This is a genomic window from Solibacillus faecavium (assembly GCF_014836905.1).
Lineage (GTDB): Bacteria > Bacillota > Bacilli > Bacillales_A > Planococcaceae > Solibacillus > Solibacillus faecavium.
In genome coordinates this window covers 621,234-633,604 of sequence record NZ_JACSPZ010000001.1, presented here as the reverse complement: position 1 = coordinate 633,604, position 12,371 = coordinate 621,234, and the positions used below count along the sequence as shown (strand labels likewise).

14 protein-coding genes are annotated in these 12,371 nt (G+C 35.5%); all 14 read left to right on the top strand.

Translation table 11 applies throughout. The features are described 5' to 3' along the window. Positions 1 to 422: 422 nt before the first annotated feature. The 14 genes from H9635_RS03155 to H9635_RS03090 all read left to right on the top strand — a co-directional run bounded on the left by H9635_RS03155 (position 423) and on the right by H9635_RS03090 (position 12,368). Positions 423 to 1,535, top strand: coding sequence for a DEAD/DEAH box helicase (locus H9635_RS03155; protein WP_225231075.1), 1,113 nt, complete (start codon positions 423 to 425; stop codon positions 1,533 to 1,535). Continuing rightward, on the top strand, positions 1,528 to 2,133 hold the full coding sequence (locus H9635_RS03150) for a ComF family protein (RefSeq protein ID WP_191698682.1): 606 nt from the start codon (positions 1,528 to 1,530) through the stop codon (positions 2,131 to 2,133). The genes H9635_RS03155 and H9635_RS03150 overlap by 8 nt, the downstream gene beginning before the upstream one ends. Positions 2,134 to 2,231: 98 nt before the next feature. Continuing rightward, entirely contained in the window at positions 2,232 to 2,642 is a 411-nt protein-coding gene (locus H9635_RS03145; RefSeq protein ID WP_191698681.1) for a TIGR03826 family flagellar region protein, read from the top strand. 167 nt (positions 2,643 to 2,809) lie between these two features. After that, positions 2,810 to 3,070, top strand: coding sequence for a flagellar biosynthesis anti-sigma factor FlgM (gene flgM, locus H9635_RS03140; RefSeq protein WP_191698680.1), 261 nt, complete (start codon positions 2,810 to 2,812; stop codon positions 3,068 to 3,070). Positions 3,071 to 3,103: 33 nt separating this feature from the next. Next, positions 3,104 to 3,607, top strand: a complete 504-nt coding sequence (locus H9635_RS03135; RefSeq protein WP_191698679.1) for a flagellar protein FlgN — start codon at positions 3,104 to 3,106, stop codon at positions 3,605 to 3,607. Between the two features lie 147 nt (positions 3,608 to 3,754). Next, the gene (flgK, locus tag H9635_RS03130) at positions 3,755 to 5,503 is read left to right on the top strand and encodes a flagellar hook-associated protein FlgK (RefSeq protein ID WP_191698678.1); all 1,749 of its coding nucleotides are present in this window, start codon (positions 3,755 to 3,757) and stop codon (positions 5,501 to 5,503) included. Between the two features lie 33 nt (positions 5,504 to 5,536). After that, positions 5,537 to 6,496, top strand: a complete 960-nt coding sequence (gene flgL / locus H9635_RS03125; RefSeq protein ID WP_191698677.1) for a flagellar hook-associated protein FlgL — start codon at positions 5,537 to 5,539, stop codon at positions 6,494 to 6,496. 123 nt (positions 6,497 to 6,619) lie between these two features. Next, complete coding sequence (locus H9635_RS03120; protein WP_191698676.1) at positions 6,620 to 7,186, top strand: DUF6470 family protein; 567 nt, start codon at positions 6,620 to 6,622, stop codon at positions 7,184 to 7,186. Between the two features lie 14 nt (positions 7,187 to 7,200). Then, the gene (gene fliW, locus H9635_RS03115; RefSeq protein WP_191698675.1) at positions 7,201 to 7,647 is read left to right on the top strand and encodes a flagellar assembly protein FliW; all 447 of its coding nucleotides are present in this window, start codon (positions 7,201 to 7,203) and stop codon (positions 7,645 to 7,647) included. Continuing rightward, entirely contained in the window at positions 7,648 to 7,869 is a 222-nt protein-coding gene (csrA, locus tag H9635_RS03110) for a carbon storage regulator CsrA (RefSeq protein ID WP_191698674.1), read from the top strand. It begins immediately after the preceding gene. A 238-nt stretch (positions 7,870 to 8,107) separates the two neighbouring features. After that, positions 8,108 to 8,920 carry a flagellin N-terminal helical domain-containing protein gene (locus tag H9635_RS03105; RefSeq protein WP_191698673.1) on the top strand — a complete coding sequence of 271 codons (813 nt, stop codon included), beginning with the start codon at positions 8,108 to 8,110 and terminating at the stop codon, positions 8,918 to 8,920. Positions 8,921 to 9,104: 184 nt separating this feature from the next. Further along, entirely contained in the window at positions 9,105 to 10,805 is a 1,701-nt protein-coding gene (locus H9635_RS03100; protein WP_191698672.1) for a motility associated factor glycosyltransferase family protein, read from the top strand. Further along, on the top strand, positions 10,802 to 11,137 hold the full coding sequence (locus tag H9635_RS03095) for a hypothetical protein (protein WP_191698671.1): 336 nt from the start codon (positions 10,802 to 10,804) through the stop codon (positions 11,135 to 11,137). The genes H9635_RS03100 and H9635_RS03095 overlap by 4 nt, the downstream gene beginning before the upstream one ends. A gap of 4 nt (positions 11,138 to 11,141) precedes the next feature. Further along, complete coding sequence (locus tag H9635_RS03090; protein ID WP_318245169.1) at positions 11,142 to 12,368, top strand: motility associated factor glycosyltransferase family protein; 1,227 nt, start codon at positions 11,142 to 11,144, stop codon at positions 12,366 to 12,368. Positions 12,369 to 12,371: the final 3 nt, after the last annotated feature.

The window sequence follows — 12,371 nt, the reverse complement described above, 5'->3', positions numbered from 1 at the left end:
AAAGTAACCCGGACACTAGATATTACGAAATTCATACAAAAATTATCTATAAAGGAGCTAAGATAATGTCCACAACACCTACATCAACAATTAAAAAGCATTACCGATTATTCCGTCCCAACGCAATCTCCAATTCCGTCGCATCCAGATATCAAAAACCTACCCACTACTTCGGCTTCATCCCTGAACCTGCTATCGAGAATTTCTTCACTGGCCGAATTTGGTCGCGTCACAACACCCCATTTCCACCAGCTAAAATCGAAACCTATATTATACGAGGATATTTTGAAATTACTTCTGCCGTTACTACAAAGCCCAACCTAAAATGCAGGCGTTGTCTAAATGAACAACGGCAAAAATTTATTTCTTTTCACTGTGCAAAGTGTCAGAAAACGTGTCACTATTGTCGGCATTGCATTACGATGGGGCGCATGTGCAGCTGTGATGAATTAATCCTGTGGGAAAATGAGCTACCCCGCTCTCGAATTCAGAAATCCCATGTTAAATTTACTTGGAGGGGAAAGCTAACCGTTCATCAGCAAAAAGCGGCCGATGAACTCCTCACTAGCTTAAAACAAAACCACAACCACCTTATCCACGCGGTATGCGGCGCTGGTAAAACAGAGATCCTTTTCGCCCCCATCTACGCCTCACTTAAAGCAGGAAAAAGAGTTTGTGTAGCAACGCCGAGAACAGATGTAGTACTCGAGCTTTATCCTCGTTTTCAACAAGTATTTCAAAATATTATGATACATGCACTATATGGCGGGGCACAAAATGACACGCAATTTGCGCAGCTAATTCTTGCAACGACCCATCAGCTTTACCGGTTTGAAAATGCATTTGATGTGATGATAGTGGACGAAGCCGATGCATTTCCTTACACATATGATGAAGCATTGCAGCGTGCAGTAATGAAAGCGAAAAAAGCCGATGCACCAATTGCCTTCGTGACCGCCACCCCTTCAACAAAACTACTCATTCAGCAAAGAAATGAGAAATGGGGTTACTCCTTTATCGCACGAAGATTTCATGGACAGTTACTGCCTGTCCCGCGGTATCAGGCACTTTGGAATTATGAAAAAGCATTTCACAAACAAAAAATCCCTCAAAAACTCAAAAATTGGGTAGAACAACGGCTTCAAAATCATCAGCCATTCCTTATTTTTTTCCCTACCATTGATTTAATGGAACAAGCAACATCACTGTTTCAGCAAATCGAACCTACAATTGAAAGTGTCCATTCCGAAGACCCTGACCGCAAAGAGAAAGTATTACAATTACGCAATGAAGAAAGAAAAGGCCTATTGACGACCACGATATTAGAGCGTGGTATTACGATAAAAAATGTACAAGTAGCAGTTGTTGGAGCTGAAAACCTTATTTTTACTTCCAGTGCACTGATTCAAATTAGCGGGAGAGTCGGACGGAATGTGCAGTATCCGACAGGGGATATTGTATTTTTTCATCACGGTATCACGATGGAAATGGATCAGGCGCGGAAAAAGATACTGGAGATGAACCGCTATGAATAAGCCTATCCAGTATTGCTTACTTTGTGAAAGGGAACTAAACCAAAGTTTCGGGTGGGAAGAGCTTCTCAGAAATACATTACCCCAGACAATCTGCTCTCGCTGTGAACAACGCTTCCATCGAATCGAAAAGCAGCAGGAAGAAGGCGTCGTGTCTTTATACCATTATAATGAAGCGATGAAAGATTATTTGCACCGCTATAAATTTCTACATGATATCGTTCTTGCTCACGCTTTCAACCGAATTCTCCATGAACAGCTAAAAAATGAAAAACGCCTCATTATTCCGATTCCCATGCATCCTGAAAATTTAAAAATAAGAACCTTTTCGCACATTGACGAATTACTAAAAGCAGCTAGTATTCCCTTTGCCCATCATTTAGTAAAGCTATCAAATGAGCAGCAAGCGTTAAAAACAAGAGAGCAGAGATTGCAGACACCACAGCTCTTTGAAGTAGTGAATGCAAAGGCAATAAAAGATCAAAATTTACTCTTAGTGGACGATATTTATACGACAGGTACAACTTTCAACCATGCGAAAAGAGCGTTACTGCAAGCTGGCGCAAAAGCGGTGGAAGGCTTGACACTGATTCATGGCTAACAATGGCTACCTTTAAAGAGTTTGGAAAGTTGTCATTAAAAATGACAGGGCAATATGTATAATGAATGAAGAGAGTTAAATGAGATAGGAGGAGAACTATGGCGGAATTAAGAAATTGCCCTATGTGTGATTCGTTTTTCAATTATACAGGATTAAGAGAGGTATGCCATAACTGTGCGCAAAAGGAAGAGGATATGTACCAAATCGTTTATCGCTTTTTACGTAAGCGTGAAAACCGAGCGGCGAATGTAGACCGAATTGTAGAAGCGACTGGGGTCGAACGTGAAATGTTATATAAATGGGTGAGAAAAGGTCGTTTACACCCAGCAGTATTCCCAAGTCTAGGCTATCCATGTGATAATTGTGGTCATTTAACAAACAAAGGGAAACTATGTGAAAAGTGTCAAGGTGAAATGAAATCAGAATTACGCACATTTGAAGCAGCCCAAGAGTTTCGCAATGATATTAAACGCCGTGACCGCACCACATATCTTTCAGACAAAAAATAATGTCTTAAAACGAAGTCGTTTCAATAGGACTTCGTTTTTATTTTTCATAAAATAAGCTTATAACTTTAATACATTCGTAGTGTTTTTTCAAATAAAGCATAAACAATTCAATGAAGTAGTCGAAATAAAGAACAGACAATGCTTTTAATGAAAGGGAGGTCTATAAAATGAAAATTAATCCTATTAATGTTCAGGCGATCAATACTTATAATAAGCAGGCTCGTCCGGTGAAAAACGCAGAGACTCCAAAAACTTTTGCAGATCATATTGAAATATCATCAAAAGCAAAAGAAATGCAGGCATCTTCAACATATGCCAATGAACGTGCAGAGCGTGTGAAACAAATAAAAGAAGATATTGATTCAGGAAATTACAAAGTAGACGCGAAAAAAGTTGCAGAAGATATGCTCAAATTTTACCGCGGTTAATCAAAAAAATAGAAATAAGGAGCGCTTAATTACATGTCAATTGCCAATATCGTCGCCACGTTGGAAAAGCTAGAGAAAATGCATAAAAGTCTACTGGAGCTAGCGCTTGCGAAAACGGAGTACATTAAGCAAGGTGATATGGAAAAGCTTGATCAGCTCATAAAAAATGAACAGGCACATGTAGCGGCAATTAATACACTTGAGCAACAGCGTCAGTCGATGGTAACGGATTACCTCCGAGCAAAAGGAATTGCTCTCACTGACACACCGTCTGTTGCCGATGTAATCAATGCTGCTGAAAACAGTGAAATAAAAGAAGCATTAGTAAATGTACGCGAGCGTTTAGTTACCTTGCTTAATCAGTTGAAAATGCAAAATGACTTAAATCAAAAAATGGTGCTTAATTCGCTACAGTTTATTAACGTCACATTAGATGCGATGCGCCCACAGCGTACAGAACAGTTCAACTATTCCGGAGCTGAAATACGCGGGAATTCAGAAATTACAAAACGATCGTTCAATGAATTTAAAGCCTAATCGCATGTAAGCTTCCGCATGCAGCGGGAGCGATACATGCGTTTTTTGATAAAAAAACGACATAGACAAAGGCAGTGTTGGCGTTTATAACACACCACTGTTTTTCTAAGGAATACTAAAAAACATACTTAAAAGGGAGGTCCTACAATGCGTTCAACATTTATGGGACTTGAGGCAAGTAAGCGTGGCCTATACACGCAGCAATCAGCACTTTATACAACAGGACATAATATTTCAAATGCCAATACAATAGGCTATTCTCGTCAACGAGTTAATATGGAAACAACACCAGGATTTCCAGGGACAGGCTTAAATACAGGGAAAACAGCGGGGCATATCGGAACAGGTGTGCAGGCAAGCTCTGTTCAGCGGATTCGGGATGAATTCGTGGATCGCCAATACCGCCAAGAAACGAATAAATTGGGTTATTGGCAATCGACAACAAAGTCAATTTCGCAGATGGAAGATATTATGGCCGAGCCTTCAGAGTTTGGGATTAACAAAGCGTTTACGGAATTTTGGAAGTCAATGGAGGATGTTATTGACGACCCTAAAGATACAGCAGCTCGTAAAGTAATGATTTCAAAAGGACAATCATTAGCTGATTCGTTCAACTATATGGACACCCAGCTGAAGCAAATTCAGGGGAATATTGGGAATGAGATTAATGTTGTAACGGATCAAGTAAATAGCTTATTGAAGCAAATTGCAGATATTAATAAGCAAATTCAAACAGTAGAGCCAAATGGATATATGCCAAATGATCTTTATGATACGCGTGATGTGTTAGTCGATCAATTAAACGATATTATTCCTGTTTCTATATCTTTGGAAAAATCAGGCGGTAATGCACTAGCAATCGCTGAAGGAAGTATGACAATAACGTATAAAGACGCGACTGGTAATTCAATTGATTTAGTGCGAGGGAGAGAGTTTGGGAGTTTGTCATCGGTAGGACCAGATCTAGATGCTACAGGCAATCCGATTCTTGATGGTGCAGGTAATCCCGTTTATAAGGAAATCGATGGTGACGTGGATAATTCACAAACAGCAGGCTATTCACCGTTTTCTCATATTGTGATGACAAGTGTACCGATTAAAACTCCAAATCTAGCATTTAATCCAAATGCTAAAGATCCGGCTCATGGCGATTATGATCCAAACTATAGTGTTCCGGAATTTGTTTACCCACGTAATGAAGAGAATGTGAGTCATAATGCCCTTGAACCAAGTAAAGGCAGATTAGCTGCACTAATCGATGCGTATGGTTATGAAGATGCAGCTAAAAATGTGCAAGGGACTTACCCTGAAATGATGAAAAAAATCGATGGATTGGCAAAAGAAATCATTGATCAATTTAATTCAGTCCACTCAGGTGGGGTAGATCTTACAGGACTACAAGGAGTTAACTTTTTTGGTGGAACAACTGCTAGAGACATGATGGTGGCAATTACTGATCCAAAACAAGTTGCCGCGGCAGGCGGGTTGGAACCGATAATTGATCAAACTACCAATACCCAAGCTGTTGATCCTGTAACAGGATTACTAATGTTTAAAATAGAAGAAGGTAACAATAAAAACATACTCGGCCTTTCCGCATTGCAATCAGCTGTTTTAGGTAATTTACAAGGTGGCACATTCCAATCTTATTACAAATCTCTAATAGGAGAACTTGGTGTAAAAGGGAAGCAAGCAGTAACAAATGAATACAATTCAACAACGTTACATCTACAAATCGAAAATAATCGTGCATCTCATAACTCGGTGTCGCTGGATGAAGAAATGACAAATATGATTACATTCCAGCAAGCATACAATGCGAATGCGCGTATGATTACTGTGATCGACGAAACATTGGACAAGATTATAAACGGCATGGGCCGCGTAGGTTTATAACATAAAACATGCTAGGAAGAAGGGAATAATACGATGCGCGTAACACAATCGATGCTCTCTAGTAATATGCTTCGTAACTTAAATAATAGCTATAATAAAATGGCGAAGTATCAAGAACAATTAAATTCGGGCAGTATTATTAATCGCCCGTCTGATGATCCAGTAGTTGCGGTGAAAGGAATGGGATACCGTGTTGATTTAGATAAAAATCAGCAATATCAACGAAACTTGAACCAAGCTAATACCTGGTTGGATGGTACTGATGAAGCTCTAGACCAAGTAGGAACATCACTAATCCGTGTGAAAGAGCTAATCATTCAAGCAGCAAATGATACAAATACACCTGAGGATCGTCAAAAAATTAATGAGGAAATTAGTCAAATCAGACAACATCTTCAAGATTTGGGGAATACAAAGGTTGGAGAAAACTATATCTTCTCGGGAACCCATACAAACGATCCCCTATTTGTAAATGATGCAATTAATCCAAAGTTTACTCCAGTTCCTGATAGAATAGCTGTCCCTAACGCACCTTTAGTAGCAACAGAAAAATCAATTGATATTAATGTTTTTGACGGAATCAAGATGCAAATCAATACTGAAGGTGTTGGACTGTTTAAAGAAATAAACACATTTATGACAGGACTGGAAAACCTTTTAAAAGATAATACGACAACAGGTACAGATATTGGAAACGCACTAGGGGTTGACTTAATAGCGGGAGGAAATCCAGCTATTCCGGGCCTAGACTCACTAAATGAAAAAGTATTAGTGAAGCGAGCAGAAGTTGGTGCAAAGCAAAATCGTGTTGAATTAATGGAAAGTCGGCTTCAGATGCAGGAAGTCAATGTAACAAAGCAAATGTCGTTAAATGAAGATACAGATTATGCAAAAACAATTACAGAAATGGTAACGGCCGAATCTATCCACCAAGCGTCTTTATCTGTTGGAGCTAAGATAATACAACAGACCCTAGTAGATTTTATTCGTTAAATAAAATTAACTAAGGTTTTGGACGAAAGTGAAGCGACAAACGCATACTGTTTAAATTTATAATACTATCAAAGCGTTTGGACATGCTCCAAGCGCTTTTGTTAACAGAAGGGAGACCTTATAATGCGATTTCCACAAATTCAAATTTCGACAACTGATATACAAATGGATTACAGAATAACTAAGCCATTTCAACAAATTAGACAGCGACCAGCAGATTTGAAAATTTCACAACCTGCTGCAACAGTCCAAATTAATACAACAAACGCCAAGCTAGATATTAATATGGATCAAATGTGGCGAGATTTAGGGTCAAAACCAGTTGGTGAATTTATTAAAGAATATGCACAAATGGGAAGGCAAGAAATGTTGAAGGGAATGTCCAGACGAATGGGTGAAGGTCGTCAAATCATGATGAGTGCTGGAAAGGATCAAGGCCGTGCTACAATCCAAAACATCTCCAAGCAAAATCATGGCACAGAACGTCCAGGTCCTTACAATATTAAATTTATTCCATCGATTGGCTCAGTGAAAGTAAATATTACACCGGGAACAACAGACGTATATATCGAACGCAATGCACCGAAAATTGACGTAAAAGTAAACAAACCTCAAATGGATTTCACTTATGGAAAAGTAAGTGGGAAAATGTTGGTAAGACCAGATGTGCAAATTGACGTTATCGGTTAAAAGGAGAGAAATAAATGAACATTCAAACAAAATTTTTAGGCGAAGTTGAAATAGAAGAGTCAGAAATACTTACATTCGAGCATGGTTTACCCGGGTTTCAACAATATACGAAATACATCCTTTTAGGGTTAGATGCTGATTTACCTATTGCCTTGTTACAATCGACTGAAGATGAGCAAATCGGCTTTGTTGTAGGGTATCCATTCGCATTTAAATCTGATTATGCCTTTGATTTAAGCGAGGAAGATAAGGGACAGTTACAACTAATGGAAGAAAGTGAAGTCGCAACATATACGGTCATCACATTAAAAGAGAATTTTACGGATTCTACAATTAATTTACTTGCGCCAATTATCATCAATACGAAACAAAAGCTAGGTAAACAAATTGTCCTACAGGATAGTGAGAAATATCCGTTGCGTTACCAAATCGCCATTTCTTCTAAAGGAAGTGAAAAATAAATGCTAGTCTTAACACGAAAAAAAGGCGAAACAATTATGATAGGCGACCAAATTGAAGTGAAAGTTATCTCTGTTGATGGAGACCAAGTAAAGTTGGGGATTGTGGCTCCAAAGTCTGTCAAGGTTCATCGTTCTGAAGTATTTGAAGCGATTCAACAGCAGAATAAAGAGGCTATGGCTAGTTCAATTGATATGTTGAAGCAATTTAAATTGAAAAAGTAAATTTAAGACTTATTGTGGAAGTATATATTTTTCTACGTTGAGGTTTTTTCGATCTTTTTTACTTACAAGTTTTGTTCAAATGACACTTCTTTAAAAAATATTAAATAATTTATATAAAAACTATTAAACATTTCAAACTAGTTACGATATATAGTATGTAAGGCAGAGGTACTAGCCAATGCCAAGCTTTCCCACAAGGATGTGGGTCAAATAAAAACAATTCAAGGAGGAATTCCAAATGAGAATTCAACATAACATTTCAGCTTTAAACACTCACCGTAACCTTGGTTTCAACAACGCTCAAGCGTCTAAAAACCTAGAAAAATTATCTTCAGGTTACAAAATCAACCGTGCTGGCGATGACGCTGCTGGTTTAGCAATCTCTGAAAAAATGCGTGGACAAATCCGTGGTTTAGACATGGCTCAAAAGAACGCTCAAGATGGTATTTCTTTAATCCAAACTGCTGAGGGTGCATTAAACGAAACACATGCAATCTTACAACGTATGCGTGAATTAGCGGTTCAATCTTCAAACGATACAAACGTATCTAGCGACCGTGGTCACTTACAAAAAGAAATTGACCAATTAGCAAAAGAAATCACACGTATTGCAACTGATACTGAGTTCAACACGAAAAAACTATTAAGTGGTGGTTTCTCAGCACAGAAATTCCATATCGGTGCTAACAAAGATCAAAATACTTCATTAACAGTTGGAGACATGCGTGCTGCTGCATTAGATGTTGATGCGGTATCAATTTCTACACAAGCTAATGCAAATAATGCAATTTCAACATTCAATGCTGCACTTGAAACAGTTTCAACTGAACGTGCTAAATTAGGTGCTATTCAAAACCGTTTAGAGCACACAATCAACAACTTAGGCGCAACTTCTGAAAACTTAACAGCTTCTGAATCTCGTATCCGTGATACAGATATGGCAAAAGAGATGATGGGCTTCACTAAGAACAACATCTTAATGCAAGCTGCACAATCTATGCTTGCGCAAGCTAACCAGCAGCCACAAGGCGTATTACAATTATTAGGGTAAAATAATTTAAACTAAGATTAGCTTCCGGATTAATTCGGAGGCTAGTTTTTTTTTTGTCTAAATGATTATATTTGTCCATTAAACATACGGATAAATATTATGTTTAGAAAACTTTATGCATTACAATCAATCTTAATTCTTTATAACTATTGCCGATATTAATAAAAGAGGTGAATTAAGATTTATGGCGAACGTAGACATTCAATATTTATATAAGGAAAATAATATCAAATCTGTAATGATAAATGGATACTTACTTCACAGTAAATATAACCCTGAAAAAGAAGTTTTAAACTTCCTCGAAAGAGGAATTCAAAAGGATGCTTTGAATATTATTTTTGGTTACGGTTTAGGATATTCAGTGGGAGCTTTAAAAGAGCTACAAATAGACAAAGAAAAAATTTTGTTTATAGATCCAATCGAAGCGTTCAGCAAATTTAATGAAAATAATTTCGATGTTATATTTACAACCGATTTAAAATTCATAAATGAATGTATTCAAAAGAAGGTAAGCTATTATAGTAAAAATATTAATATTATATGCGCACCTAATTATGATAAAATATTCCCGCAGTTATTTAAGGATATTTTAAAAGAAATAAAAGATATTCAAAATTTAAATATAATTTATTTTAATACAACTCATAAGCTAGGTACCCTATGGCAAGAAAATAGCCTCAGAAATATGTTGTATATATACGAGTCAAATTCCTTAAATATGTTGAGAAAGTATTATAATAAACCTGTAATTGTAGCCTCAGGGGGTCCTTCATTAACAAAGCAATTAAATCTTTTATTAGAAATTAGGGAAAGTATAATATTAGTCGCTGCTGGATCTACGGTAGGATCTTTGCTCGAAGCCAATATTGAACCAGACTATATAGTTACAATTGATGGGTCAGAGATTAACTTTACGCGTCATTTTAAGGATATAAAGTTAACCAAAGCTTCACTCATTTTTTCAGCTACAAGCCGTTTTAATATACAAAAAGAATTTAAAAGGAATAAATTCGCCTTTGTGGAACCAAAGGAAAACAACTATCAAAAATATATTAATAATCTATTTAATATAAATTTGCCGATAATTCAAGGCGGAGGGTCGGTAGCTAATTTTTCACTAAGCATAGCAAGATACATTTCAAGCGGTCCAATTGCTTTAATTGGGCAGGATTTGGCCTATACGGGTAATAAAACTCATGCAGATAACAATAAAAATGCTCAAATAATTGATGAAAATTATTTAAAAGAAAATGATGCATTTGAAGTAGATGGTTTTTTTGGAGACAAGGTAGTAACAGATTATCCATTTTACTCAATGAAAACTAGTTTTGAACAAATAATGTTGGATATAGAAGGGAAAGATAAAATTTTTAATTGTACTGAGGGCGGAGTAAAAATTCAAGGAATGCAACAATTATCTTTTAATCAATTCATAGAGACGTTTGTAAATACTAAAGATACTATTGAATTAATTTCTCTACAGACCAAAAATAGAGACTATAATAAATATGTAAATATACTTAGAAATGAACTTATTAATTATAGTAAAATCGTTGATCAGTATAAGATAGCATTAAAAGCCTTAGAAAAAAATCGAACGAAAACATTTTTTACAGATGCAACATTAACAAAACTTGATAATGTTGATAAAAAAGTAGAAGTTTTAAAAAGTAATGTAATGATGGATAGAATTATAGATCCTATTACATTAGATATTATGACAAAATACAAGGCAACAGGTGAAGAAACAGCTTTACAAAAATATAAAAGAGTATACCAACAAAATGTAGATTTGTATACGAGATTGTTAGATGCTACCAAAACAACAATGGGGTATGTACAAGATTCCCTTGAAGAAGCAAAAGAAAGTGGAGGCCTATTATGAATGAATCAAGAGAAATTTTAGAACTAGAAGAAAGTGTAGGAACATATCTGAAAAATGTTCCGAACGGGGTTATATATATAGCAAATTCTTTGAAGGAAGATGAATTGTACAAAGGTTTAAAAGCTATTTCTGATTTCTCTGAAGGAATGATGTGGTTAAATGATGCCACACGTATTTTAAAAAATAATGGTAAAAATATTTTTATTGACTTTACAAAAATAGAAATTTATTTAGTAGAAATAAATGAAGGTTTAGAAAAAGAAGATTATTTATTAGTAGCAGATTTATTTGAATATGAAATCTCCCCTTTCTTTCAGGCGATAAATGGATAGAGAGGTGTTTACATTAGATTGGCAAAGAGATTTTGCTAAAAATAATGAAATGACTTTATCATTAAACGGTACCCAATTATATAGTAAATATAAGCCTAAAGAAGGCGCATTGAATTGGATTCAATCTGAAATTGATTTAGATGCTGAAAAATATGTGTTAATAGGACTAGGTCTAGGATATCATTTAGAGCATTTATTAAATCTTGTAGGTGATAAAAAGGTATATGTTTATTATTTTGATGAAGTGGAATTAAGTATATTTCTTGAGATACAATGTAAAAATGTTTTCCGATATGAAAATGTAGAGTTAAGGAATGAAATAAAAGATTTGACATTAAATGAAAAAATGCAAATATTAATTCCTAATGCTTGGATTAAAGGAATTGGTGAAAAGCACCCCTTATTTAAAGCTTTAAATGTAATTAAAATTAATCAGTTATCGTATAGACTAACTAAAGAAAAAATGATAGAAAATTTTAATAGTAATATTTTAAGTAATAGTGATGTTATTTCAAATATAAATCCAAAAAGGATAGGATGTTTAGTTGCAGCAGGTCCTTCTCTTGATGAAACTGTCGTATGGTTAAAAGAAAATCAAGACTTTGTTGATATTTTTGTAGTAGGGGCAGCACTCAAAACGGTTTCAAAAAATAAAATTATACCAACTGGTGTAGTTATAAGTGATGCGAGTGATTTAATAAAAAGACAATTTGATGGACTAAAGTATGATGGACCATTGTATCATCTATGTACAGCAAATTCAGAGACAATAAAATTAATGAGTGGAAAGAAACATATTTTATTTCAAAAAGGTTTCAGTTTTGCAGAAGAAGCGGCAAAAAAAAATGGTTCGCCATTAATTGATGTTGGTGGTTCTGTAGGTACAGTCACCTTTAGTTTATTAGAACAATTAGGTTATCAAACGATTGTTTTATTTGGTCAAGATTTAGGGTTTCCAAATGACCGTACTCATTCAGAAAATTCCACATCTAATACAAACGTGAAATTAAAAGATATTAAACGGAAACTTAAAGCAAATGATGGAAGTATGATAAATACTAATTCAATGCTCTATTCATTTTGGAACTGGTATGAAGAAAAATGTCAAAGTATTAATATTGATGTTTTAAATACTGCTAGTAAGGGTGCCAAAATTTCTAATGTCAAGTTAATAAATAAGATGGAGTTTGAACAACTAATTCAAAAAAACATAAACCAAATTGGAGATTGAAAA

Coding starts and splice junctions, on each gene's coding strand:
- H9635_RS03155 (WP_225231075.1), top strand. CDS start 423: ATGGGGCGCATGTGCAGCTGTGATGAATTAATCCTGTGGGAAAATGAG.
- H9635_RS03150 (WP_191698682.1), top strand. CDS start 1,528: ATGAATAAGCCTATCCAGTATTGCTTACTTTGTGAAAGGGAACTAAAC.
- H9635_RS03145 (WP_191698681.1), top strand. CDS start 2,232: ATGGCGGAATTAAGAAATTGCCCTATGTGTGATTCGTTTTTCAATTAT.
- flgM (WP_191698680.1), top strand. CDS start 2,810: ATGAAAATTAATCCTATTAATGTTCAGGCGATCAATACTTATAATAAG.
- H9635_RS03135 (WP_191698679.1), top strand. CDS start 3,104: ATGTCAATTGCCAATATCGTCGCCACGTTGGAAAAGCTAGAGAAAATG.
- flgK (WP_191698678.1), top strand. CDS start 3,755: ATGCGTTCAACATTTATGGGACTTGAGGCAAGTAAGCGTGGCCTATAC.
- flgL (WP_191698677.1), top strand. CDS start 5,537: ATGCGCGTAACACAATCGATGCTCTCTAGTAATATGCTTCGTAACTTA.
- H9635_RS03120 (WP_191698676.1), top strand. CDS start 6,620: ATGCGATTTCCACAAATTCAAATTTCGACAACTGATATACAAATGGAT.
- fliW (WP_191698675.1), top strand. CDS start 7,201: ATGAACATTCAAACAAAATTTTTAGGCGAAGTTGAAATAGAAGAGTCA.
- csrA (WP_191698674.1), top strand. CDS start 7,648: ATGCTAGTCTTAACACGAAAAAAAGGCGAAACAATTATGATAGGCGAC.
- H9635_RS03105 (WP_191698673.1), top strand. CDS start 8,108: ATGAGAATTCAACATAACATTTCAGCTTTAAACACTCACCGTAACCTT.
- H9635_RS03100 (WP_191698672.1), top strand. CDS start 9,105: ATGGCGAACGTAGACATTCAATATTTATATAAGGAAAATAATATCAAA.
- H9635_RS03095 (WP_191698671.1), top strand. CDS start 10,802: ATGAATGAATCAAGAGAAATTTTAGAACTAGAAGAAAGTGTAGGAACA.